Consider the following 24,217-nt stretch of genomic DNA (forward strand, 5'->3'; position numbering starts at 1 on the left):
GGCTGGACCGCTTCATGGGGCGGGCCAACGCCGCCTACTACGCGAACCACGATCCCTTTGCGGATTTCACGACGGCGCCGGAGATCAGCCAGATCTTCGGGGAAATCCTGGGCGCCTGGGCGGCGGTCGCCTGGCAGATGCTGGGGCGGCCCGCGCCGGTGCTGCTGGCCGAGGCTGGCCCCGGGCGCGGCACGCTGATGGCCGATGCCCGGCGCCTCACCGCCCGCCTGGCGCCTGACTTCCATGCCGCGGCCCAAGTGCATCTCATCGAAACCTCGCCCCGGCTCCGTGCCGAGCAGGCGCGGCGGGTGCCCGAAGCCGCCTGGCATGACGACCTCGCCGCCCTTCCGCCCGGGCCGTTCCTCCTCATCGCCAATGAATTCCTCGACGCGCTGCCCATCCGCCAGTTCCGCGTGAGCGACGGCACCTGGCACGAGCGCTACGTCGCCGAGGGCCGCTTCGTGGAGGCGCCCTGCCAGGCGCCTGCCGGTCTCGACCCGGCGGACGCCGATCCCACCGGCATCCTCGAGCGCAACGAGCCGGCCGAAGCCTTCGTCGGCGCTCTCGCTCGGCGCATCGCGGCGGCCGGCGGCGTCGCCTTGCTCATCGACTACGGCAGCGAGACTAATCCGGGTGACAGCCTTCAGGCGATCCGCGCCAAGGGCTTCGCCGATCCGCTCGCCGCCGCAGGCGAGGCCGATCTCACGGCTCTCGTCGATTTCGGGGCAATGGCGCGGGTGGCACGACACGCGGGCGCTGGGATCCAGGGGCCGGTGACGCAGGGCGCCTTCCTCAGGGCCCTCGGCCTCTTCGCGCGCGCCGAACGCCTCGGCCGGGACCGGCCCGAAGCCGAGGCTGCGGCAATCCGCACCGGCGCCCGCCGCCTCGCCGACCCCCAGGCCATGGGCCGGCTCTTCAAGGTGCTGGCGATCACACCATCTGACTTTCCGCTCCTGCCAGGATTTGCCGCATGACCCTGACTTCGGTGACCGATGCGGCGCTCGCCGGCCTGGCCCACGGTTTCTTTACCCGTCTCGGCGGGGTGTCGACAGGCCCCTATGCCAGCCTGAACGCCAGCCTGTCCGGCGGGGACGATCGCGCGGCGGTTCTGGAAAATCGCGGCCGTGTCGCGGCCGCACTCGGCGCCCGGCCGGAGCATCTCCTCGGCCTCACCCAAGTGCATAGCGCCGCGGTCGTCACGGTGACCGAGCCTTGGGCACCGGGCGAAGGCCCGCGCGCCGACGCGCTGGTGACCCGGGTGCCGGGCCTCGCCCTCAGCGTCATCACCGCCGATTGCGGACCCATCCTCTTCGCGGATACGGCCGCCGGCGTCGTCGGCGCCGCCCATGCCGGCTGGCGCGGCGCGGTCGCAGGCGTGCTGGAGGCGACGGTCGAGGCGATGCTCGCGCTCGGTGCCCAGCGTGAGCGGATCGTCGCGGTCGTCGGCCCCTGCATCCGCCAGCCCTCCTACGAGGTCGCGGCCGATCTGCGCGATGCGGTGCTTGCGGCGAACGCGGCCGATGCGCGCTTCTTCGCGCCCGGCCGGCCCGAGCGCTGGCAGTTCGACCTCGCGGGCTATTGCGCCGCCCGGCTGCGCGGCGCGGGTCTCGGCACCATTGCGGTCACCGAAGGCGACACCGCCGCCGAACCCGACCGTTTCTTCAGCCACCGGCGGCGGACGCTCGCCGGCGGCGGTTCGATTGGCCACCAGATTTCGGGAATCCGATGCGACTGACCCTACCTCTTCGCCTGGGGGTTTTCGCCCTCCCGCTCGCCCTTGCTGCCTGCGGCGATTTTCCGCAGCCCATGCAGGGCCATCCCGGCCGCATGGGCGCGATCCTCGCCCATCCGCCGCCGCAGCGCCTCGTCGTCCCCGTGCCGGGAGAAGCGCTGCTGGCGGACCCCTCGGCCAAGCTCTTCGCCGATGATCTGGCCCAGGCACTCGCCAACCAGACGGTGCCGGCCTTCGCCCAGAAGCCGCAACGTGGGGACTGGGTGCTCGGCGTCTCCGCCAGCATGACGGGCGGGCAGGTTACGCCGACCTACGTCGTCCGGGACCCGCGCGGCCATGTGCAGGGCAAGGAGACGGGCCAGCCCGTGCCGAGCCAGGCCTGGGCGGATGGCGACCCGGCGACGCTGCAAGCCGAAGCCGCCGCCGCCGGCCCGAAGATCGCAGCACTGCTCTCGAACATCGACGCCGCCTTGAAGGAGAGCGACCCGAACAGCCTCTACAACCGGCCGCCGCGCCTCGATTTCTCGGGCGTCACCGGTGCCCCCGGAGATGGCGACACCTCGCTCAGCCGCGAGATGCGGAAGGACATCGTGGGCACTGGCGTGCTGCTGGTCGATCAGCAGGACCAGGCCGACTACCTGATGCGGGCGGTGGTCAAGAAGACCTCGGTCAATGCCCAGACCGACCATATCGAGATCGCCTGGATCATCGACGATCCCAATGGCAAGGAGGTCGGCCGCGTCACCCAGCTGCACGACATCCCGAAGGGCTCGCTCGACAGCTTCTGGGGCGACGTCGCGGTGGTCGCGGCCAGCGAGGCGGCCGGTGGCGTCAAGGAAGTCATCGACAACAACATCGGCAAGAAAGTGCCCGGTCCCCAGGGGGCGCCCGCCGCACCGAAGACGGGCGCCAAGCCACCGGGGTCATGAAACCGTCCCTTGACATGCGCGGGGCAGCTCCGGGCGGCAATCGCGTGGACAGGGGGCGGTGCGGTTGCTAGAAGCCGCGCGAGCCCCGCCTTCCCGCCGCTGCTGACGGAATTTGCCGCATGAAAATCGTTGCCTGCAACAGCAACCGCCCTCTTGCGGAAGCGGTCGCCGCCGCGCTCAACCTGCCTCTCACCAAGGCCTCCGTCCGCCGCTTTGCGGACATGGAAATCTTCGTCGAAATCCATGAGAACGTGCGCGGCGAGGACGTGTTCGTCGTGCAGTCCACCGCCTATCCGGCGAACGACCATCTGATGGAGCTGCTGATCACGCTGGATGCGCTGCGCCGCGCTTCGGCCCGCCGCGTCACGGCCGTCATACCCTATTTCGGCTATGCCCGGCAGGACCGGAAATCCGGCTCCCGCACGCCGATCAGCGCCAAGCTGGTCGCCAATCTCATCACCGAGGCCGGGGCCAACCGCGTGCTCACCATGGATCTGCATGCCGGGCAGATCCAGGGCTTCTTCGACATCCCGGTCGACAATCTCTATGCCGCGCCGCTCTTCGCCCATGACATCAAGGAACGCTACGACGGCCGCAACCTGATGATCGTCTCGCCGGATGTCGGCGGCGTGGTGCGCGCCCGCGCCCTCGCCAAGCGGCTCGACGTCGATCTGGCGATCATCGACAAGCGGCGCGAGCGCGCCGGCGTCTCCGAAGTCATGAACGTGATCGGTGACGTCGAGGGGCGGGACTGCATCCTGGTGGACGACATCGTCGATTCCGGCGGCACGCTGTGCAACGCCGCGGCCGCGCTCATCAAGGAAGGTGCGCGCTCAGCCAGCGTCTACACGACGCATGGCGTGCTCTCGGGCGGCGCGGTCGCCCGCATCGCCTCCTCGCCCATCGAGATGATGACCATCACCGACAGCATCCTCGCGACCGAAGCTGTGCGCCTGGCGAACAATGTGCGCCAGGTGACCATCGCGCCCCTGCTGGCCGAAGCCATGCGCCGCATCTCCGACGAAAGCTCGGTCAGCTCTCTCTTCGACTGAAGGACTTCCCGCGCATGGACAGGATCACGCCGGTTCCCTTCTGGTTCCTTCGCCATGGCGAGACGGACTGGAACAAGCAGAACCTGTCGCAGGGGGACGTGGACATTCCGCTCAATGAAACTGGACGCGCCCAGGCGGCGCGGGCGGCCACGCTGATGCAGGGCCATGCGGTGACGGCGATCGTCTCCTCCAACCTCTCGCGCGCCATGGATACGGCCCAGGCTGTCTCCGCCGTCACCGGCGTCGCCGTCACCACCGATCCGCAACTGCGCGAGGTGAAGTTCGGCGAGCAGGAAGGCAAGCCGATGGGCGATTGGTACGACGACTGGATCGCCGGCAGCTACACGCCGGAAGGGGCCGAGCCCTTCGCCGTGCTGCGCGCCCGGGTCGTCACCGCCATAAACCGCGCCCTGGTGCAGCCGGGGCCGGTGCTCATCGTGGCACATGGCGCGCTCTTTCGGGCCGTCCGTTCCGCCATGGGGCTGGAGCCGAACGTGCGCACGCCGAATGCCGTGCCGATCTTCTGCGAGCCGCCACAGGATGCGGACGGCGCCTGGACCCTCACCCCGGTCGTGCCGGCCTAACTAAGCGTTTCGGGCGGGTCTCGGCCCCCTGAGAGTCGTCCTACCCGGCCACTGAGCCGGGCCTCTACCGGCTTGGGCGCCCTGTCGGCGTTTGGGCGCCGCAGCGGGTATACCCGCGGCATGAAGCCGCGGGTGACGATCAACGGCCGCGCCCATCACCTTGCTAGCCTCGAGGTGGGCCTCGGCCCACCTTCCGAAGTTTCTAGAAATGCGCGCGGGTTAGCAGGTCGAAGAGCAGCAGCAGCGCCAGGCTGACGCCCAGCGCGATGGCGAGCCCGCCCGGTCGGAACCCAGCCTCGCCGTTCCGCGAGGTCACCGGTTTTGCCTGCTCCGCCATGCTTGCCTCCGCCTCTCCCCTAGTCTTGGTGCACGACACGCGGGAAGCGTGCCTTCGCCTCCAGGTCGTCCAGCTTCATGTGGTTACGCATATAAAGCTGGCTAGCATCCCGGACAGGCTGAAAATCCCAAGACGTCTGTTGCCCTTTCTGCAAGGCTTGCCACACGAGGCGCCGCCTCTTCTGGCTTGCCAGCACATCGCTCCGAAGGCGTTCCATGTCCCAGCGCTCGGCAACCTCCGCCCGGAAGGCCGCGAGACGCGGATCGTCCGGCGCGCGCGCGGCGATGTCGTCCCGCTCCTCGGGATCGGCCGCGAGGTCGTAGAGCCGGTCAGGGTCGCCCGGGCAGTGGATGAATTTCAAACTGCCGCGGCGGATCATGACCATGGGAGCCACAACACCCTCGGCACAGTATTCGCCGATCACGGTTCCGTGATTTCCTGCGCCGAGCGCATAGGGGAGCAGCGATTTTCCCTCAAGGTCGGTGGCGTAGTCCGGCTCCCGCCCCTCGCCTGCGATGGCGGCGAGTGTGGGCAGGATATCCACGAGCGACACGGGTTCAGCCACGCGGCGAGGCGCGAAATGGCCGGGCGCGTGCATGATCAGGGGAATGCGCGCCGCGCCCTCGTAGAAGTTCATCTTGTACCAGAGCCCGCGCTCACCCAGCATCTCACCATGATCGGCGATGACGAGGACGATCGTGTTCTCCGCAAACGCGCTCTCCTCCACCGCTTTCAGCAAGCCGCCGACGTGATCGTCGAAATAGGAAATGGCGGCGTAATAGGCGTGGCGCGCATCACGCACCTGCGCCTCGGTGATCACCGACTGATCCTGGGCACAGACATGGCGCAGCCGCGCCGCATGCGGATCGCCCTCCGACACCTCGGGACCGACCTTCGGCATGTCGATCTCGTCCTCCGCGTAGCGCGACCAGTAGGGGTCCGCCATGGTGAAGGGATCGTGCGGATGCGTCATCGAGACGATCATGCAGAAGGGCCGGTCGTCCCCGTCCCGTGCCATGTCATAGATTTTCTGACGCGCGAGGAAACCCACCTCCTCGTCGAAATCCATCTGGTTGGTGCGCACGCAGCGCCCGGCCAGCGTCACGCTGTCCATGTTGTGGTACCAACTCGGACGTTCCGATGGCTCCGTCCAATCCGGCGTCCAGCCGAAATCCGCCGGGTAGATGTCGGTCGTCAGCCGTTCCTCGAAGCCGTGCAACTGGTCGGGACCGCAGAAATGCATCTTGCCGGCGAGGATGGTGCGGTAGCCGGCATCGCGCAGGTAATGCGCGAAGGTCGGCAACTGGGAGGGAAACTCCACGGCATTGTCATAAGCACCGGTTGAGGACGGCAGCCGGCCGGTCATGAGAATGGCGCGAGAGGGCGCGCAGAGCGGGCTGTTGCAATAGGCGGCATCGAAGACCACCCCCTCCCGCGCCAGCCGGTCGAGATGCGGCGTCTTCGCGACGGTATTGCCATAGGCCGGCAGCGCGCCCGCCGTCAGCTGGTCCGCCATGAGAATGAGAATGTTCGGCCGCGATGCCACGATGCGTCGTCTCCTCGGTTTGACCGATTAGTCCCGCTTCGTGGCGAAAGCGTGAAGCCTCTCCGTCCTTATGTTGCTATCACATGAACTTATGCCAAAGCTTCGCCATCTGCCGCCCCTCCCCGCCCTCCTCGCCTTCGAGGCGGCCGCCGCGCACGAGAACTTCTCCGTCGCCGCGCGGTCGCTCGGCATGTCTCAGGCGGCGGTCAGTCAGCATGTGCAGCAGATCGAGCAGGCGGTCGGCCAGCCGCTCTTTCGCCGCCTGCACCGGGGCGTGGCGCTGACCGAGGCCGGGCGAAACCTAGCGGAGGCGCTGACCCAGGGGCTCGACCGGATCGAAGCGACGCTCGCCGCGCTGCGCCAGGCGGCGGAAGCGCCGTCGCTCACCATCGCGACCGATTTCGGCTTTGCGAGCTTCTGGCTGATGCCGCGCCTTGCAGACCTGGCCGACGCGCTCCCCGGTGTCGAGGTGCGGATCGTGACGGCGCAGCATCAGAGACGCGGCCCTGCGCCGGATGCCGACGTCACCATCAGCTTCGGCCCCAGGGAACCCGGCGCGTTCAGGCTCTTTCCCGAGCGGGTGGTGCCGGTGTGCAACCCGGGCTTCGCCGCACGCCACCAGCGCCCGGACGGCGTCTTCGACTGGGCACGGCTGCCCTTGCTCGACCTGGAGACGGGTGAGCCAGGGCGCTGGATGACATGGCGGGAATGGTTCGCCGAAGCCGGTTTCGCGGCCCGGCCGAGCCGCTCGCCAAGCCTGCACCTCAACACCTATCCGCTGGTGGTGGAGGCGGCGATGCAGGGCCAGGGCGCGGCCCTCGGCTGGCGTCCGCTGATCGACCGCCCCGTCGCAGCCGGGCTTCTTGTGCCGATGGGGGTCGACATCGAAAACCCGGCCCGCGGCTACGCGCTCACCCTTCCGGAAGAGGTCACCTCCCGGCCGGCGGTGGAGGCTTTCCGCCGCTGGCTTTTGAGGGAATGTGGTTAGCCCGCACCACGCACGGCAGCGACGAGGGCGCGCGCCTTCTTCTCCACGATCTCCGGCGTATCGCCCGGCTTGTAGATGGAGGAGCCGATGCCGAAACCGGCAGCCCCCGCCGCCGTCCAATCCGGAATGTTCTCGACCGAGACGCCGCCCACCGGCACCACCAGCGTGCCCGGCGGCAGAATGGCGCGGATCGCCTTCACCGTTGCCGGGTTGGCAGCTTCCGCCGGGAAGAGCTTGATCGCATCCGCGCCGGCGCGCAGCAGGCTGAAGGCCTCGGCCGGGGTGAAGAAGCCGGGTGCGGCCATCATGCCGAGGCTCTTGGCGGTGCGGACCAGCTCAGGGTCGGCATGCGGCGTCACCAGCAACTGGCCACCCACGCCATGCACCTCCCGCACCATCTCCGGCGTCATCACCGTGCCGGCGCCGATCAGCAGCCGGTCGCCAAAGGTCTGCGCGAGCTTGCCGATGCTGACCAGCGGCTCGGGCGAGTTCATTGGCACTTCGACGATGGCGACCCCGGCGCGTTCCAGCGCGTGGCAGACCTCCACCACCTCGTCGGGCCGCACGCCGCGTAGGATGGCGATGAGCGGGCAGCGGGCGAACCAGTCTTTCATGGTCATGACGTCATGTCTTTCAGGCGCTGGTCCACTGGACGGCGGCGCCGATGCGAGACAGCCCCAGCGGGGCCGCCTCATAGTTCAATAGGCGCGACACGCCGCCGCAGACGGCGATCGCCTGGGCATAGAGGTCGCAGAGCTTCGCGTCCCCAATCAGCACCACCGGACCGCGATCCGGAGTCGCGGCGAGTGCCGCCCGCACCTCATGGCCCAGCAGCAGGCCCGAGAGGTAGGAGGCGGAGGCCGTCTCCGACAGCCGGTCGAACAGGCCGAGGGCACGCACGCCGAAAAGGTGGCGCAGCAACCCGCCCGGGTCGGCGCTGCGCGCCAGGCCCCGGCGCAGCGCATCCGGGTCGGCCGGCGCATCCGCCTTCATCATCCGGCCGAGAATGGTGTGGCCGCTGAAAGCCGCGAAAGCCTCTCCCGTCATATAGGTGGAGAAGCCGGTGATCCGACCGCTCTCCACACTGACCCATTTGGAATGGCTGCCGGGCATGCAGGCAAGGCCTGCCTCCCCGAACTCGGCGAGCGCGCCGATGATCTGCGTCTCTTCGCCCCGCATCACCTCCGGCACGCCGTTCTCCTCGGCAGTCACGCCGGGAATGATGCGCACTTCGGCGCCGTCATAGGTCACCGGGATGGTGGCGGAGGCGAGATCGGCCGCACCCGCCGGGCAAGGCTTGTACGGCGCCTCGACCCAGCCCTGGCGGCTGCCGATCATGCCCGACAGCAGAACCCGGCGCTCGCCGGCGTTCACCCATGGCTGGATGGTTCGCCGCAGCATGTCGGAAAAGCGGCCGTTCTCGACGAACATGATGCCCGCATGGGCAGAGGCGCGGTCCAGCACGGTGCCGTCCGGCGCCAGCCGGTAGGCGCGGAAGCTGCTGGTGCCCCAGTCGACACCGATCATCGGTTACCTGCTGTCATCATGGTCCGTCCGTCTCGGGAAAGGGAAAGTCCAGTATCGAAACATGGGCGGCAACGACGCGCCAATGACCATCGAGCTTCACCCAGCTCTGCATCTGCCGGCCCGTCTTGCCGGTTGACCGGCGGCGGAACAGCGTGCTCGCGGTACCGAATGCCTCTCCGAAGGTCGTGATCACCGTGCGGGCGAGGTCCCGGTCCAGATCGCCGGTGCCGCGCCCCTGGCGGAAGGCGGCGATTTCCTCCGCCCCATAGAGGTTTTCGCCGCCGCCGTAGCGGATGGTGTGCGGGCTCGCCCAGAACAGCGCCGTCAGCGTCTCGACGTCGTTGGTGACGAGCGCTTGCTCATAGGCGGCGAAGGCCGCCGTGAGTTCGGCGAGCGGGCCCGGCTTGTTGATCTCCACGTCTCTCTCCTCAGGCGAAGGCGGGCGCGACCGGCGCCTGGCACAGGCCGAGCGCTTCCAGATGCGCGGCTGTCCGGATCAGCAGGTCCTCGCGCCAGGGTGCCGCGATGAGCTGCACGCCGATGGGCAGCAGCCCCTCGGCCTGCTGCAGCGGCACGGCCAGCACCGGCAGGCCGATGCAGGTGATGGGCTGGGTGAAGAGGCCGAAGGCCGGGCGCAGCGGCATGGTCTGGCCTTCCAGCGTCAGCATCGCCTGGCCCAGCGGCTGAGCCGGCACGGGGGTCGCCGGCGCGATCAGCACATCCGTCGCACGGAACAGTTCGGCCATGGCGGCCCGCCACAGGGCGCGGACCTTCTGGGCATGCAGATACCATTGTGCCGGCACCATCGCGCCCGCCAGCAGCCGGTCCCGCGACAGCGGCTCCATCTCGTCGCGGCGGTGGCGCAGATGGTCCATGTGCTGGCCTGCCCCCTCCACCGCGGTGATGACGAAGGCGGCCGAGCGTCCGGCAGCGGCACTCTCGGGAGCGGCGAGCGGCACGGCCTGCAGCGCCTCCGCGATGCGGGAGACGGCGTGGCGCGCGGCCGCGCCCATCGGCCCATCGAAATAGCCGGTGAGACGGCCGAAGCGCAGCCCGTCGATGCCTGCGCCCAGCACCGGCGCCACCGGCTCCGCCGGGCGCGGCGCCTGGCCGGCATCCGCCGGATCCCGCCCCTGTAGCACGTCGTAGGACAGGGCGAGATCGGCGACGCTGCGGGCGAAAGGCCCGATATGGTCGAGGCTCGGCACGAAGGCGATGGAGCCGGCGCGAGACAGGCGGCCATAGGTCGGCTTGAGGCCGAAGATGCCGTTGAGGCTGGCGGGCACGCGGATGGAGCCGTTGGTATCCGTCCCCAGCGTCAGCGGCACCAGGCCGGCGGCGACCGCCGCCCCAGACCCGCCTGAGGAGCCGCCGGCACTCCGCGCCGTGTCGTGCGGATTGCGGCTCGGGCCGTAATGCGTGTTCTCGGTGGTGAAGCCGTAGGCGTATTCATCCATGTTGAGCGCGCCGATGCAGACGCCGCCCGCCGCCTTCAGCCGCGCAACCGCGAAGCCATCCGCCGCCGCGGGCGGATTGCCCGCCTCGATCTTCGAGCCTGCGAGCGTCACCACGCCTTCAACGTCGAAGAGGTTCTTGACCGCATAGGGCACGCCGGCTAGCGGCCCAGGGTCCTCCCCACGGGCGAGGGCCGCGTCCACCGCCGCGGCATCGGCGAGCGCGCGCGCCTCGGTGATCTCGGTGAAGGCATTCACCTTGGGGTCTTCGGCGCGGACGCGGGCGAGCGTCGCCTCTGTCACCTCCACCGCCGTCACGTCCCCGCTGCGGATGATGGCGGCGATCTCAGCCGCCGATTGGGTGTGGAGGCTCATCGCGAGGCCCCCGCCTGGAAGACGGGCGCAGGTTCGACGGTCACGTCCACCGGCCAGGCGAGCGCCGGTTCCGCGAAGCGCATGACGAGAGCGAAGGCCTCCGTCACCCGGGCGAGTTCCGCCTCGTCCAGCCCCAAGCCCTGCATGGCAGACGCCATGCGCACATAGGCCGCCGCATCGAAGCCCTCATCCATCCGCCGCTCTCCCTCGCACCTGCAACATGGGCAGATTGCCCCAGGCGCAGGCCCGCCGCCAGGGGGCAGACCCTAGAGACGGAAGAGCCGCGTTTCGCCGAAGCCCAAGGTGACGAAGGCCTCCTCCGGCACGCCCGCCGCCGCGCGGGCGGCGGCGAGATCGCGCGGCGGCGCGTCCACCGCTTCGTCGGTGAGCTGGAAGGTGCCGAAATGCATGCCGACGGACTGGCGCGCCCCCAGCGCCTGATGCGCGGCGACCGCTTCCTCCGGATTGACATGAACCGAAGCCATCATGGCGCGCGGCTCATAGGCGCCGATCGGCAGCAGCGCGAGGTCGGGGGCGCCCAGCCGGGCGCCGATTTCCGCCCAATGCCGGCCATGGCCGGAATCCCCGGCGAAGAGCAGGCGCTTGCCCTGGGTCTTCAGCATCAGCCCGCCCCACAGGCTGCGTCCGCGGTCCCACAGCGTGCGGGCGGAGAAGTGCCGCGCGGGCGTGACGGTGACGGTGACATCCTCGGCGATCGGCAAGTCCTGCCACCAATCCCCTTCCATCACCCGATGCAGCCCGGCCTTGGCGAGGTGGCGGGCATTGCCGAGCGGGGTCGCGACCAGGGGATCGTCCCGCCGCTGGATCATGCGCAGGCTCGGCAGATCCATGTGGTCGTAATGGTTGTGGGACATCAGCAGCAGGTCGATCTTGGGCAGGTCGGCGAAGCGCCGCCCGGGCGGCCGTGCGCGCTTGGGCCCCGCCCAGGAGACGGGCGAGCAGCGCGCGCTGAAGACTGGATCGGTCATGACGGTAAGCTTCGGCAGCCGCACCAGGAAGCTCGAATGGCCGATGAAGGTGATGGAGACATGCCCTTCGGGCACGTCCGCCCACGGGTCGCCCACGGGCGCCGGGTCGGGCGGCAGCTTCGGCCAGGGGCGGCGCTCCTCGCGGAAGCGGTAGCGGATCATGGCGAGCGCCATGCTGCGCCGGCGCTGGCCGGGTGGCCTTTCGCGGGCAAGCGCCGGCTCGTCGATCGCCGCATCGCGGCGGGGGATTTCGTCGGGGCCGGAGCGCGGAATGTCCGGCGCCATCTCGGCTGGGTTGAAGAAGACGATTCCGTCGAAGTGATCCGAAAGCGGGAAGGCTGGGCGGTCGGACAAGCGGCGGCTCTCTCTTCAGGGGTCTGGCTTTAGATGTCTGGCCCCCGATGATCTAGGCGCTGCCGCGGCGATGCCAATGGCTTACCATCGACACCCCGGACTCCGCCTGCTTCGAACGCTCACGTCGTTCCGCGCTCGATGATGGAGAATGGCGTCTCGATCCGCTGCGGCGGAAGGCGCGTGCCCCCCCGCGCGGCGGCGATGGAGCGTAGGATCAGGCTGCCCGCCGCGAAGCCGATGCCCTCGGGATCGACCGACACCGTCGTGATCGACGGGTAGCAGTAGCGCGCCACCTCGAAATCACCGAAGCCCGCAATCGCCAGGCGGCCGGGCACCGCCCAGCCGCGGCGCTGGCATTCCGTCAGCGCGCCGAAGGCCGAGAGATCGGCCACGCAGATCACCGCATCGACGGTGGGCCACGCCGCCATCATGCGCTGCAAGGCCTCGCCGCCCTGGGCCATGGTGATGGGCGGTTCGCCATAGGTGACGATGCGCCCCGGCGGCAGGCCGAGTTCGGCGACCGCCGTCTCGTAGCCGCGCTGGCGCGCCACACCGCGGCTGTCCCGCGGGCTCATACCGCCCATGAAGCCGATCTCGCGGTACCCCCTTTCGTGCAGCCGCCGCACCATCGCCGCCATGGCGGCGGCATTGGAGAAGCCCACGACATGGTCGATGGGTTCGGCCGGCAGGTCCCAGGTCTCGACCACCGGGACGCCGGCCGAGGCGAGCAGACGGCGCACGCGCGGCGAATGGTCGGAGCCGGTGGCGATGATGCCTTCCGGCCGGCGGCGCAACATCGCCTCTACCAGCCGCTCCTCCTTGGCGCGCTCGTAGTCGGTGGCGCCCAGCAGCAGCTGCAGCCCACCCTCCTCCAGCGCGCGTTCGATGCCGCGCGCGGTATCGGAGAAGTTCGAGTTGTTTAGGGACGGGATAAGGGCGGCGACGAAGCCCGAGCGCTTGGAGGAGAGGGTGCCGGCCGTCTGGTCCAACACATAGCCCAGCTCCTCCACCGCCTGCAGGATGCGCGCCCGCGTCTCGGCCGAGACCGCGCCGTCCGCCTTCAGCGCGCGCGACACCGTCATGGCCGAAACCCCGGCCCGCTTCGCCACGTCCGTCATCTTGGGCGGGCGGCGCAGCCGGGCGCGTGGGTCGGCGGCGGGTTTACCAGCCCGCGGGATGGGCATTGACGAAGATGGAATAGAGCGAGGTCTGCGCCGTGATGTAGAGCCGGTTGCGCTTGGCCCCGCCGAAGGTGAGGTTGGCCACCACTTCACCGATGGGAATGCGGCCGATCAGCGTGCCATCGGGCGCGTAGCAGGCCACCGCCTGCCCGGCCGAGGTCCACACATTGCCGTCCCGGTCCACCCGGAAGCCGTCATAGAGCCCGTCTTCGAGCGTCGCGAAGACGCCCCGCCGCGTCACGCTGCGGCCATCCGCCGCCACGTCATAGGCGACGATCACCGCCGGACGGTCCGGCTCGTGCGTCTGCCCGGTATCCGCGACATAGAGAATGCGCTCGTCCGGGCTGAAGGCGAGGCCGTTGGGCTTGAGCAGATCGGTCACCACCGCCGTCATCGCGCCGCTTGCGAGGTCGAGCCGATAGACGTTGGAGGCGCCGATCTCGGAGGGCGCGGCATCGCCCTCGTATTCGCTGTCGATGCCGTAGGTGGGGTCGGAGAACCAGACCGTCCCGTCGCTCTTCTCCACGACGTCGTTCGGGGAGTTGAGGCGCTTGCCCTCGAACCGGTCTACGAGCGTAGTCCAGCGCCCGTCATGCTCAAGGCGGGAGACGCGGCGGCCGCCGTGCTCGCAGGCGATGACGCGGCCCTGGCGATCCAGCGTATGGCCGTTCTGGTTGCCGCAGGGCTGTTCGAAGACGCTGACGGAGCCATCGGTCTCGTCATAACGCATCAGCCGGTTGTTCGGGATGTCCGACCACAGCAGGCTTTTGGCGGCCGGAACGTAGACCGGGCCTTCCGCCCAGCGCATGCCGGTATGCAGCTTTTCCAGCCGCGCCGGCCCGATGATGAGACGACTGAACCGTGGGTCCAGAATCTCATAAGTCATGTGACGATCCCTCTCTTTTCCTTCTCGCCGGACAGCAGGAGGACCGGCGGCTGCCCCGACTATCGCGGGACCGCCGCCGTCCGTCCAGTGCCCGGGCTTGCCGGCTCAACCAGGACCGGGATGGCGCGCTGTCAGCCGACGCCCCAGATCGCCTTGTAATGGCCGCGATAGTCGTTGTCCGGGTCGAACATGTTCTGCGGCCCGCCGTCGAAGGCGATGTTGTCCTTGGTGACGACGTGGAAGGGCGCCACGTAGCCCGACCAGGGCTGCCCGGCGAGGGCGCGGTTCAGCTCGTCCACCAGCTGCCATCCTTGCAGGAACAGCGGCTCGGCGACCGTGACGGACTGATACTGGCCTGCGCGGATGCGCTCATAGGCGGATTTGGAACCGTCACCCGCCGCGACGCTCCGCGGATGCCCGGTGCCGTCCACGCCGGCATCGGCGAGCGAGGGGCCCATGAAGTCGAAATAGATGTCGTTGATGGCGAGGCTATGCGTCCATTTCGCGCCGAACTTCTCGAGCAGCGAGGTGGTGAGCTGCGGCATGCGGTTCGAGGTATCGGCGATGGGCGTATTCTCATAGGCGAGCACCTTGCCGCCCATCTCCTCGATGACCTTCTTCATGCGCTGCGCCTTGGCGACCGCAATCTGATACTGGCTGTCGGTGAAGATGACGACGCGCGGCTTGCCGCCGGCATCGACATAGGCCCAGAGCGCCGCAGCCTTGGCCACCAGCATGGGATCGGTCGAGACGTTGACGCGCACCGAGGTGCCGGGGATGGGGCCGAGCGCCGGGCCCGCATGCCAGGCGACGAGCGGGATATGCGCCGCATCCGCCGCCTGCAGCCCGGGCTTCTGCTCGATCGGGTCGAAGCCGAGGATGACGATGCCATCCGGCTTGAGGGCGAGCGCCTGGGAGAAGCCGGAGGTGCGGCCGGATACCGTGCCCGCGCCGTCGATCACCCGCACGGTCCAGCCCACGGCCTTGGCCGCCTGCTGAAAGCCCTGCGCGACGCCGAGGATGCCGCCGTTCTTCATGTCGCCCGCCAGCACGACGATGCTCTTGCCCGGCGCCGTCTTCGGGCCGGTGGTCGGACCGTCCCAGGTGGTGACATGGCCGGTGTATTTGGCGAGGAAGGCCTGCGCCTCCGACATCGGGTCGGCATGCGCCTCGCCCAACCCGAGGCCGAGAGCGGCCGCCATGGCGCCGCTGCCGGCGAGCAGGGTGCGTTTCGTGATCATTCCGTTTCCTCCGTTTCTTGTTGTCGTGACGGTCGTTTTGATTGTGGGCGAAGGGGTTGCCTCAGCCCCCGGCTTTCGGGCGCAGCCGCACGGCGCGGCGGCGGCGCTGCGCATAGGCCGCGATGCCGATGGCGATGAGCAGCATGAGGCCGTTGAAGAGCGGTTCCACCCAGAAGGAGCCGCCGAACTGCTGGATGCCGGCGATGCCGACGGCGAGGATGACGATGCCGATCATCGTGCCCCAGACGTTGACACGTCCTGGCTTGATGGTGGTGGAGCCGAGGAAGGCACCGACCAGTGCCGGCAGCAGGTATTCGAGCCCGACGCCCGCCTGGCCGATGCGCAGCTTGGAGGCGAGGATGACGCCGGCGATGCCGGTGAGCAGGCCCGAGGCGACAAAGGCGCCGATGGTGTAGCGCCGCACCGGGATGCCGTTCAGGGCCGCAGCCTTCGGATTGGCGCCGATCGCATAGAGGTAGCGCCCGATCGGCAGATATTCGAGCACGAACCAGAGCAGGAAAGCGAGCACCAGCACGTAGAAGCCGGTGATCGGCAGGTGGAACAGCCGCGTGCCGTTGAGCGCCAGGAAGCCATGCGGCAGCACGCCCACCACCTGCTGGCCGCCGGTATGCCACAGCGCCAGCGCATAGAGCACCGTGCCGGTGCCAAGCGTCGCGATGAAGCTGTCGATCTGCGCAACTTCGACCAAGAGCCCGTTGACGAAGCCGATGATGCCGGCGAGCAGGATGACGGCGAGCACGGCAAGCGGCCAGGGAACGCCGTAGTTCACCTGCAGGCTGATCGCGAGGATGTGCCACAGCACGATGCCGTAGCCGACGGTCAGATCGATCTTGCCCGACACCATGGGGATCATCGCCGCCAGCGACAGCATCGCGATGATCGCCTTGTCGGAGATGATCGACCGCAGGTTCAGCATGGTCGGGAACGTATCCGGCAGCAGCAGCGAGAAGAGCAGGATGAGCAGCAGGGTCAGGATCGGCAGGCCATAGACCGGCATGAGCCGGAGGATGCGTTCGCGCAGGCCCGCACCCCGCAATTCGGCCCGGGTCGGTTCCAGCGCATCCGAACGGATGGAGTTGATCGCCATGGATGATCTCCCTCAGGCGGCTTCGGAAGCGGAGGCGGCGGTGATCACCGCTTCCGTGGTCAGCGCATCGCCCGCGAGTTCCGCGATGATGCGCCCGCGATTGAAGACGAGTGCGCGGCTGCAGATATGCGCGATCTCCTCGAAATCCGTGGAGATGACGAGCACGGCGAGACCGGCTTGCTGGGCACGCGCAATGAGCCGATAGATTTCGGCCTTGGCGCCGACGTCCACACCGGCCGTCGGGTCCTCGGCGATGAGCAGTCTCCGGTTGGTCGCGAGCCACCGCCCGACGACGACCTTCTGCTGGTTGCCGCCCGACAGCCCTTCGATGGCGAGATCGGGATCGTTCGGGCTGAGGCCGAGCGAAGCGCCGAGGGCGCGGGCCACCTCCGCCTCCGCGCGGGGCGCCAGAGGCTGGAACAGAGTGCGCCCGGCGGCCCCCGGATTGAGGAAACAGTTCTCGCGGATGCTGAGACTGGGCGCGATCGATTCCTCCGCCCGGTCGCGCGCCATGAGGCCGATGCCGGAGGTCAGTGCCGCCCGGGTCGAGGACAAATCCGGCGCCGTCCCGTCGAGCAGCACGGCGCCCCGATGCGGCACCGTGCCGAAGAGGGCGCGCCCTACCTCCTCCTGCCCTGCCCCACGCAGACCGACCAGGCCCAGAAGTTCACCCGCATGCAGGTCGAAATCGACGGGCCCCGCCTGCGGCGTGCTGAGCCCGCGCACGGAGAGCCGCACCGCGCCCATGGCTTGCGGCGTCTTTTCGAACAAGGAAAGATCGGAGCGGCCGACGATCCAGGAGACGAGTTCTTCCGGCGTCGTCTCGGCCACCGGCTTCTCGCCGATCAGCGCGCCATCCCGCATCACTGCCACGCGGTCGGCGATACGGAAAATTTCATCGAGCCGATGGGAGACGTAGATCATCCCGACGTTCTGGGCGCGCAGCCGGCGGATGGCGGCGAAAAGCCGCTCCACCTCGTTCGCCGGCAGGCTCGCCGTCGGCTCGTCGAGGACCAGAAAGTCGCAGTCGACGACGAGGGCGCGGGCGATGGCGACGAGGGATTTCTCGGTGCGGCTGAGGGATGAGACGCGCGTCTCCGGGTCGATGTCGCAGCCGACGAGGGCGAGCGCCTGGCCGGCACGTTGCGCGGTCTCCCGCCAGTCGATGGGGCCGAAGCGGCGGCCGCGCCGGGCGAAGCCTTCGGCGAGGCTCATGTTTTCGGCCACCGTCATCCATTCGATGAGGCCGAGATCCTGGTGGATGAAGGCGACGCGATGCGCGCCCGCGACGACGGCCCCCTGAACGTGGTGCCGGTAGGGCACGCCGTCGATCGAGACGGTGCCTTCGTCGGCCCGCACGATGCCGCCCAGGATCTTGATCAGCGTCGACTTGCCGGCGCCGTTCTCGCCGAGCAGCGCGACCACCTGGCCGCGCGGCACGGTCAGGCTCACGCCCTTGAGCGCGCGCGTGCCGCCGAAGGATTTGGCAACACGCTCGAAGCGAAGTCCGCTTCCTTGGTTCATCCCTGCCTCCCCGGGGATGTGTCTCCCCGTGTTTCATTAAGGCTTTCATGCCGGACGTCTTGGCTCGTCCGGTCGGTCGTCGCGGGCCTCGCCTACGAGGCGCCGCAGATCTCAGAGGCTCGCGGTGATTCCGCCGTCGACGTAGAGGATGTGGCCGTTGACGAAGCTCGATGCGTCGGATGCGAGGAAGATTGCGGCCCCCGCCAGCTCCTCCACCTCACCCCAGCGCCCGGCCGGCGTGCGCTTGGCGAGCCAGGCACTGAAAGTTTCGTCGTCAACCAATGCCTGATTCAATTCTGTCCTGAAATACCCGGGACCGATGGCGTTGACCTGAAGACCATGCTTGCCCCAGTCCGTCGCCATACCCTTGGTCAGCATCTTCACGGCGCCTTTGGTGGCGGTATAGGGAGCGATGCCGGGACGCGCGAGTTCGCTCTGCACCGAGCAGATGTTGATGATCTTGCCACGGCCGCGCGGGATCATGACACGCGCGACGGCCCGGCCCACGTAGAAGACGCTATCGAGATTGACCGTCGTGATGCGGTGCCAGGCTTCCAGCGGAAACTCCTCGAGCGGCGTGCGATATTGCATTCCCGCATTGTTAACCAGGATATCGATCGCGCCGATCTCGGCTTCGATCCGCGCGACCGCCGCACTCACCGCCGCATGGTCGGTGACGTCGAAGCCCGCGGCATGAACCGTCATGCCTCTCTCGGCGAGGGCCACGCGCGCCGCTTCCAGCGCCGCCGCATCCCGGCCATTGAGCACCACGGTCGCGCCCGCGCCACCCAGCGCCTGCGCCATCGCGAAACCGATTCCCTTGCTGGAACCGGTGATGAGCGCGATGCGGCCGGTGAGATCAAAAAGCGTCACGCTTCCCCCGAAACTGTCGTGAGCCCACCCGGGCCCTGCCCGTCTTGCGCGGTGCCTGAATGGGAATGTTAGCGATAACGGACCTTGTGTCAAGAAAGGCGGTGCGCGTCCAGCCCGCGGGCGAAGCTTCGTCAGGTTTGATGACCACGCCCCGTTCATCGTCACCCGCGGCTTCACGCCGCGGGTCTACCCGCTCGGGCGCCCCAACGGGTCGATGCCCGGCTCGGCGGCCGGGCATGACGATTGCTGCGGCGATCCCACCGCGGGTCGGACGTAGTCTAATGCTGCATCAACACCGGCAGATCGGCATCCTGCAAAATTTCGCGCGTCGCGCCGCCCAGCAAGCACTCCGCCCAGCGCGCATGCGTATAGGCGCCCATCACGAGAAGGTCGGCGCCCGCCGCATGCGCCTCGTCGAGCAGCGCGCGGCCGACGCTGCGGCCCGCCAGTCGTACGCGCCGCTCGCGCACGGCGACGCCAGCCGCCCCCACCTCGGCCAGCGGCGGCGGGGACACGGCCTCGCCTTCGTCGATCATCAGCACATCAACCTGCTCGGCCTTCAGAAGGAGCGGCTGCGCGGCGGTGACGGCCCGCTCCGCTGCCGGGCTGGGTTTCCAGGCGATGGCAATATGGCGGCCGAAGGGGCGCGCGCTGCCCGCGGGCACGAAGAGGCTCGGCAGATCGAGCGAGAAGAGAGCCACGTCCATCGCCTGCGCCGCGTCCCGCGCGGCACCCGGCGCATGGCCGATGACGAGAACCTCGTGCGGCTGCGCCAGCCGCGCGATCACCGCTTCCGTCTCCCCCGTCTCGACCTGGAAGCTCGCCGCCGTGCCCGCCACCCCGCAGGCCTCGAAGGCCGTGCGAATCGCCGCGATGCGGGAGGCCTCCGTCGCGTCCCGGCGCTCCAGCGCCGCAGGCCCCGCCACCTCCTCGGTCGGCATCAACCCCTCCGTCGCCGGATGGCGGATGGCGAGGGCGACGACTCGCGCGTCTCCCAAGCGCGCCGCGGCCTCGGCCGCCGCCTGCAGCACCCAGGGCACCGTCTCCACCCGATCGAGCAAAGCGAGAAGAGTCTGAGCCATGGGCAGGGTCCTGACAGGCAGCGGAGAGACCAGACTGCCACGATTCCCGGCGGCTCGCGACCTGGGGCGCCCGCGCCGCCTCGGACACGCTCACAAGGAAGTCAGCGCGCCAGCCCCGCCCGCACCTTCCCGTCGGGGCCGAAATGGGCAAACCTGCTGTTTTCCGGGAAAAGCGGCTTTCGCTTTCCCGCGTTTTTCCAGAGGAAGTCTGCCGTTGCCCGACGTGATGGAGGCCGAGACCATCCGGCCGGTAACGGCCCGTGCTTGGCTGCGCCTGCAGACTGCTGACGCGCATACGGCTGTGGACGATCTCTTCGCCCGCTTCGATACCCGGAGCGAGTCGGAGTATGGCGGCATGCTGGCAGCCCATGCGGCGGCCCTTCTGCCCATCGAGACCTGGCTCGACCGTCATGCCGGTGCCGTTCTGGCCGATTGGCCGGAGCGCCGGCGCGGCCCGGCGCTCCGCGCCGATCTCGCAGCCCTCGATACCGCCCTGCCGGCCGAAGAGTGCTTCGAAGCCTCTCCCTCCCCCGCCGCCATTGCCGGCATCCTTTACGTCCTGGAAGGGTCCCGCTTCGGCGGCCGTGTCATCGCGCGCGGCCTGCCGCCAGGTCTGCCGCGCCGCTATCTGGACCCGGCCGGCGCTCCGAACTGGCCCTCGTTCCTGGCCTGGCTCGAGGACCGGCTTGTCGCGGACGACGCGCGGGCCGAGGCGGCCACCGCCGCGGCCGCCGTCTTCGCACGCTTCCTCAAGGCGGGCACCGCCCGCCCCGAGCCTGCCGCGTGAGCGCCGAGGCCGAGGTCGACCTCACCAATTGCGATCGCGAGCCGATCCACCACCTCGGCGCCATCCAGCCGATCGGTCTGCTGCTCGCCTTCACCGCCGATTGGCTGGTGGCGCGCCTCTCCGCCAATGCGGAGACCTTCCTCGGCATGGCCCCGGATGACGTCATCGGCCTGCGGGCGCAGGATCTGCTGCTGGACGGGGCGCTCCACACCCTGCGCAACCGGCTGACCCTGCTGCACGGGCCAGACGCGGTCGAGCGCGTCCTGGGTCAGCCGTTGCTGAGCCATGCGCCCGGCCAGCTCTTCGACTGCGCGCTGCACGTTTCGGACGGGCTGATCATTCTCGAAGCCGAGCCCGCGGCGGCCTCGGACTACGTCGATTCCGCGAGCCTCGTGCGGTCGATGATGGCGCGGCTGGACCAGCCGGCCGATCTCGCAGGCTATTTCAAGATGGGCGCACGCCAACTTCGCGCGCTCACCGGTTTCGATCGCGTCATGGTCTACCGCTTCGACCGGGACGGCTCGGGCGAGGTGGTGGGCGAAGCGGCGCGCGCCGACATCGGTAGCTTCTTTGGCCTGCACTACCCGGCCTCGGACATCCCGGCGCAGGCGCGCGCGCTCTATCTGCGCACGCCCTTCCGCATCATCGCGGACGTCGGCGCTGCGCCAGTGCCGATCCTACCGGCGCGGAACCTCTCCGGCGCACCGCTCGACCTGTCCCTGTCGGTCCTGCGCGCGGTCTCCCCCATCCATCTCGAATACCTGCGCAACATGGGGGTCGCAGCCTCCATGTCGGTCTCCATCATTCTCGGCGGACGGCTGTGGGGGCTCTTCGCCTGCCATCATTACGCACCGCTGTGTCCAAGCTTCCAGCGCCGCACCATCGCCGAGCTCTTCGGCCAGATGTTCGCCCTCAAGCTCGAAAGCCGGGACCGCCAGGAAGCCGCGGCCTATGAGGAAGGAGCCCGCCGCGCGACAGACCGTCTTCTCGCCGCAGTGGCTGGCGACATCTCGCTGCTCGACAAGCCGGATTGGGTCGGGGAGACACTGAGCGGCATCATCCCGAGCGAAGGCATCGCCATCTGGATCGGCGGCAAGGCCGCCTGCGGTGGAGACGCTCCGCCGCCCCAAGCCATTCCGGGCATCGCGCGGCGGCTGAACGCCCTGGCGGCCGGGCAGATCTTCGCGACCGATCACCTCGCAGCGGTCGTGCCAGGCGCGGAGGCTTACGCCTCCCAGGCTGCCGGAATGCTGTCGATTCCCATCTCGCGCGCGCCGCGCGACTACGTGCTGCTGTTCCGGCCGGAGCGGGTGCGCCACGCCCGCTGGGCGGGTGACCCGCACAAGCCGGCGCAATATGGGCCGAACGGCACCCGCCTTACCCCGCGGGAAAGCTTCGCGGAATGGCGGCAGGAGGTGCGCAACCGCAGCGAACCCTTCTCGGATGCCGAGCTGCGGGTAGCCGAAACCCTCCGCGCCTCCCTGATCGAGGTGGTGCTGCAACTTTCCAGCGTTGCCGAAAGTGAGCGGCGGAGCGCCGCCGAGCGGCAGGAACTGCTCATCGCCGAACTCAACCACCGCGTGCGCAACATCCTGGCGCTGATCCGCGGCTTGGTGCGCCAGTCCCGCGGGGGGCATGCGAGCGCTGCCGATTATGTCGCGGTCCTGGATGGGCGGATCGAAGCGCTCGCCCGCGCGCATGACCAGATCACCGAGGACAATTGGAGCCCGGGCCCTCTCGTCTCCCTGATCGAGACCGAGGCCGCCGCCTATCTGGGCGGGAAGAAGGACCGCCTTCGGCTGGATGGCACGCCCGTGCTTCTCGAACCCACCGCCTTCTCCACCCTCGCCCTCGTGATGCACGAGCTGATGACCAACTCGGCCAAGTATGGCGGCCTCTCGGACAATGGCGGGGTCAAGGTGAGCTGGACGCTGGATGAGTCGGGCGACCTGACGCTCGACTGGCGGGAGCATGGCGGCCCCGTCGTCAAACCGCCGCTGCGCCAGGGCTTCGGCACCACCATCATCCAGCGCTCCATCCCCTATGATCTCAAGGGTCAGGCGCAGGTCTGGTACCGGGCCACCGGATTCGAAGCCCGCTTCGTCATCCCCGGCCGCTACGTGCGCCCGGCGGCCCTGGCGCCGGTCACGGCCCCCATCGTCACTCCGGCGGCCGCGACCCTCTCGGACGAGGGCGAGGAAAAGGTCATCGCCGGCATCGTCCTGCTGGTCGAGGACAGCCTCATCATCGCGATGGACGCAGAGGACATCCTGCTCCGCCTCGGGGCGGATCAGGTGCTGACGGCCGCGACCGTCGCCCAGGCGATGACGGAGCTGGACCGGGCGCAGCCCACCCTGGCGGTGCTCGACATCAATCTCGGAGAGGAAACCAGCCTCGCCATCGCAGACCGGTTGAAGGCGAGCGGCATCCCCTACCTCTTCGCCTCCGGCTATGGCGACCAGCTGGAGCTGCCAGCCGACCATGCCGGCCGGCCGACGGTCCGCAAGCCCTATACGCTCGCGAGCCTGGCGCGCGCCCTGCAGCGCCTGACGGGCTGAGGGCGCGGCGGCTCACATCCGCGGGCCGCGCCCTTCGAGATAAGGGCCGATCAGCGCGAGATCGGCAGGCCCGAGCCGGGTGGCCGCCGTATTGGCCTGATGCCAATAGGGATAGGCGAGCGGTGGCCGGCTGACCTTCTCCAGCCGCGCCACTTCTTCCGCGGTGAGGCTCAACTCTGCCGCCTTAAGATTGGCGGTGAGTTGCGCCTCGGTGCGCGCCCCGATGACGAGGGAGGTGACGGCCGGGCGCGTCAGGCTCCAGGCCAGCGCCACTTCGGCCGCCGATACGCCCCGCGCCTCGGCAATCGCCACCAGCGCCTCGATCGTGTCGTAGAGCCGCCCTTCCTCATAGACAGGCGGCTCGCCCCATTCCTGCAGGTGCCGCGTGCCTTCCGGCGCCGGTTGGCCGCGGCGGTACTTACCGGAGAGAAGTCCGCCGGCCAGCGGGCTCCAGACGAGGATACCGAGCCCCTGGTCGATGCTGACGGGGATGAGTTCGTTCTCGGCGTCCCGGCTCTGGAGCGAGTAGTAGATCTGCTGGCTGACGAGCGGCACGAAGCCGCCGGCGCGCGCTGCCTCCATCGCCTTCATCAGATGCCAGCCCGAGAAGTTGGAGGCGCCGACGTAGCGCACCTTGCCGGAGCGGACGAGCGTATCGAGCGCCTCCATGGTCTCTTCCAGGGGGGTCTGCCCGTCCCACTCGTGCAGCTGGTAGAGGTCGATATGGCTGCGGCGAAGGCGGCGCAGGCTCGCCTCGCAGCCCGCGACGATATGGTGGCGGGACAGGCCTTCGTCGTTCGGACCGCGCCCCATGGGGAAGCGCACCTTGGTCGCCACCAGCAGGTCCTGCCGGCGGCCATCCAGCGCCTCGCCCAGAATCTCCTCGGACCGGCCGTTGGAATAGACATCCGCCGTATCGACGATGTTGATCCCGGCATCGAGGCAGAGGTCGAGCTGGCGGCGGGCGCCGGAGAGGTCGGTATTGCCCGTCTTGGCGAAGAAGCTTTCGCCGCCGAAGGTCATGGTGCCGAAGGTCAAAACGGAAATCTTGAGGCCGGATCGGCCAAGCAGACGGTACTGCACATCATCCTCCCGGGTTTCTTGGCCGGA

General features: G+C 69.0%; 24 protein-coding genes. 8 read left to right on the forward strand and 16 right to left on the reverse strand.

Going from position 1 to position 24,217, the window contains the following annotated elements; all coding sequences use genetic code 11:
• Positions 1–14: 14 nt before the first annotated feature.
• The 5 genes from ACYQ6W_RS01410 to ACYQ6W_RS01430 all read left to right on the forward strand — a co-directional run bounded on the left by ACYQ6W_RS01410 (position 15) and on the right by ACYQ6W_RS01430 (position 4,297).
• Positions 15–974: a class I SAM-dependent methyltransferase gene (locus ACYQ6W_RS01410; RefSeq protein WP_459673432.1), complete on the forward strand. Its 960-nt coding sequence runs from the start codon at positions 15–17 to the stop codon at positions 972–974.
• The gene (pgeF, locus tag ACYQ6W_RS01415; RefSeq protein ID WP_459673088.1) at positions 971–1,735 is read left to right on the forward strand and encodes a peptidoglycan editing factor PgeF; all 765 of its coding nucleotides are present in this window, start codon (positions 971–973) and stop codon (positions 1,733–1,735) included. The genes ACYQ6W_RS01410 and pgeF overlap by 4 nt, the downstream gene beginning before the upstream one ends.
• Entirely contained in the window at positions 1,726–2,661 is a 936-nt protein-coding gene (locus tag ACYQ6W_RS01420) for a hypothetical protein (RefSeq protein WP_459673089.1), read from the forward strand. Before pgeF ends, ACYQ6W_RS01420 begins: the two co-directional genes overlap by 10 nt.
• Before the next feature lie 119 nt (positions 2,662–2,780).
• Entirely contained in the window at positions 2,781–3,713 is a 933-nt protein-coding gene (locus ACYQ6W_RS01425; protein WP_459673090.1) for a ribose-phosphate pyrophosphokinase, read from the forward strand.
• Positions 3,714–3,727: 14 nt separating this feature from the next.
• Positions 3,728–4,297, forward strand: coding sequence for a histidine phosphatase family protein (locus ACYQ6W_RS01430; RefSeq protein WP_459673091.1), 570 nt, complete (start codon positions 3,728–3,730; stop codon positions 4,295–4,297).
• 202 nt (positions 4,298–4,499) lie between these two features.
• Here ACYQ6W_RS01430 and ACYQ6W_RS01435 read toward each other — a convergent pair whose 3' ends face one another.
• Complete coding sequence (locus tag ACYQ6W_RS01435; RefSeq protein ID WP_459673092.1) at positions 4,500–4,634, reverse strand: hypothetical protein; 135 nt, start codon at positions 4,632–4,634, stop codon at positions 4,500–4,502.
• 19 nt (positions 4,635–4,653) lie between these two features.
• Positions 4,654–6,180 carry a choline-sulfatase gene (gene betC, locus ACYQ6W_RS01440; protein ID WP_459673094.1) on the reverse strand — a complete coding sequence of 509 codons (1,527 nt, stop codon included), beginning with the start codon at positions 6,178–6,180 and terminating at the stop codon, positions 4,654–4,656.
• Between the two features lie 91 nt (positions 6,181–6,271).
• Between betC and ACYQ6W_RS01445 the strand changes: the two genes are divergently transcribed.
• Entirely contained in the window at positions 6,272–7,168 is an 897-nt protein-coding gene (locus tag ACYQ6W_RS01445) for a LysR substrate-binding domain-containing protein (protein WP_459673095.1), read from the forward strand.
• Here ACYQ6W_RS01445 and ACYQ6W_RS01450 read toward each other — a convergent pair.
• The 13 genes from ACYQ6W_RS01450 to ACYQ6W_RS01510 all read right to left on the reverse strand — a co-directional run bounded on the left by ACYQ6W_RS01450 (position 7,165) and on the right by ACYQ6W_RS01510 (position 19,762).
• Positions 7,165–7,788, reverse strand: a complete 624-nt coding sequence (locus tag ACYQ6W_RS01450; protein WP_459673097.1) for a 2-dehydro-3-deoxy-6-phosphogalactonate aldolase — start codon at positions 7,786–7,788, stop codon at positions 7,165–7,167. The genes ACYQ6W_RS01445 and ACYQ6W_RS01450 overlap by 4 nt on opposite strands.
• A gap of 13 nt (positions 7,789–7,801) precedes the next feature.
• Positions 7,802–8,695, reverse strand: coding sequence for a 2-dehydro-3-deoxygalactonokinase (locus ACYQ6W_RS01455; RefSeq protein ID WP_459673098.1), 894 nt, complete (start codon positions 8,693–8,695; stop codon positions 7,802–7,804).
• A gap of 16 nt (positions 8,696–8,711) precedes the next feature.
• Positions 8,712–9,113, reverse strand: coding sequence for an oxalurate catabolism protein HpxZ (gene hpxZ / locus ACYQ6W_RS01460; RefSeq protein ID WP_459673099.1), 402 nt, complete (start codon positions 9,111–9,113; stop codon positions 8,712–8,714).
• A gap of 10 nt (positions 9,114–9,123) precedes the next feature.
• A complete protein-coding gene (locus ACYQ6W_RS01465) occupies positions 9,124–10,524 on the reverse strand; it encodes an AtzE family amidohydrolase (RefSeq protein WP_459673100.1) in 1,401 nt (466 codons plus the stop codon).
• Positions 10,521–10,718 (reverse strand): AtzG-like protein, encoded by a 198-nt coding sequence (locus ACYQ6W_RS01470; protein ID WP_459673101.1) that lies wholly within the window; start codon positions 10,716–10,718, stop codon positions 10,521–10,523. Before ACYQ6W_RS01470 ends, ACYQ6W_RS01465 begins: the two co-directional genes overlap by 4 nt.
• 72 nt (positions 10,719–10,790) lie before the next feature.
• Positions 10,791–11,867, reverse strand: a complete 1,077-nt coding sequence (locus tag ACYQ6W_RS01475) for an MBL fold metallo-hydrolase (RefSeq protein WP_459673102.1) — start codon at positions 11,865–11,867, stop codon at positions 10,791–10,793.
• Between the two features lie 119 nt (positions 11,868–11,986).
• Positions 11,987–12,985: a LacI family DNA-binding transcriptional regulator gene (locus ACYQ6W_RS01480; protein ID WP_459673103.1), complete on the reverse strand. Its 999-nt coding sequence runs from the start codon at positions 12,983–12,985 to the stop codon at positions 11,987–11,989.
• 43 nt (positions 12,986–13,028) lie between these two features.
• Positions 13,029–13,934 carry an SMP-30/gluconolactonase/LRE family protein gene (locus tag ACYQ6W_RS01485; RefSeq protein WP_459673104.1) on the reverse strand — a complete coding sequence of 302 codons (906 nt, stop codon included), beginning with the start codon at positions 13,932–13,934 and terminating at the stop codon, positions 13,029–13,031.
• A 131-nt stretch (positions 13,935–14,065) separates the two neighbouring features.
• Positions 14,066–15,175 (reverse strand): ABC transporter substrate-binding protein, encoded by a 1,110-nt coding sequence (locus ACYQ6W_RS01490; RefSeq protein ID WP_459673106.1) that lies wholly within the window; start codon positions 15,173–15,175, stop codon positions 14,066–14,068.
• Between the two features lie 61 nt (positions 15,176–15,236).
• Positions 15,237–16,283 (reverse strand): ABC transporter permease, encoded by a 1,047-nt coding sequence (locus tag ACYQ6W_RS01495; protein ID WP_459673107.1) that lies wholly within the window; start codon positions 16,281–16,283, stop codon positions 15,237–15,239.
• A 12-nt stretch (positions 16,284–16,295) separates the two neighbouring features.
• Positions 16,296–17,807, reverse strand: a complete 1,512-nt coding sequence (locus ACYQ6W_RS01500) for a sugar ABC transporter ATP-binding protein (protein WP_459673108.1) — start codon at positions 17,805–17,807, stop codon at positions 16,296–16,298.
• A gap of 111 nt (positions 17,808–17,918) precedes the next feature.
• On the reverse strand, positions 17,919–18,680 hold the full coding sequence (locus ACYQ6W_RS01505) for an SDR family oxidoreductase (protein ID WP_459673109.1): 762 nt from the start codon (positions 18,678–18,680) through the stop codon (positions 17,919–17,921).
• 278 nt (positions 18,681–18,958) lie between these two features.
• The gene (locus ACYQ6W_RS01510) at positions 18,959–19,762 is read right to left on the reverse strand and encodes a universal stress protein (RefSeq protein WP_459673110.1); all 804 of its coding nucleotides are present in this window, start codon (positions 19,760–19,762) and stop codon (positions 18,959–18,961) included.
• A 214-nt stretch (positions 19,763–19,976) separates the two neighbouring features.
• On the opposite strand from ACYQ6W_RS01510, the gene ACYQ6W_RS01515 reads away from it, so the two are divergent.
• Positions 19,977–20,549: a biliverdin-producing heme oxygenase gene (locus ACYQ6W_RS01515; RefSeq protein ID WP_459673111.1), complete on the forward strand. Its 573-nt coding sequence runs from the start codon at positions 19,977–19,979 to the stop codon at positions 20,547–20,549.
• Positions 20,546–23,107 carry an HWE histidine kinase domain-containing protein gene (locus tag ACYQ6W_RS01520; protein ID WP_459673112.1) on the forward strand — a complete coding sequence of 854 codons (2,562 nt, stop codon included), beginning with the start codon at positions 20,546–20,548 and terminating at the stop codon, positions 23,105–23,107. The genes ACYQ6W_RS01515 and ACYQ6W_RS01520 overlap by 4 nt, the downstream gene beginning before the upstream one ends.
• Before the next feature lie 12 nt (positions 23,108–23,119).
• Here ACYQ6W_RS01520 and ACYQ6W_RS01525 read toward each other — a convergent pair whose 3' ends face one another.
• A complete protein-coding gene (locus ACYQ6W_RS01525) occupies positions 23,120–24,190 on the reverse strand; it encodes an aldo/keto reductase (protein WP_459673113.1) in 1,071 nt (356 codons plus the stop codon).
• Positions 24,191–24,217 lie beyond the last annotated feature (27 nt).

It is taken from the genome of Acidisoma sp. 7E03 (assembly GCF_054665075.1).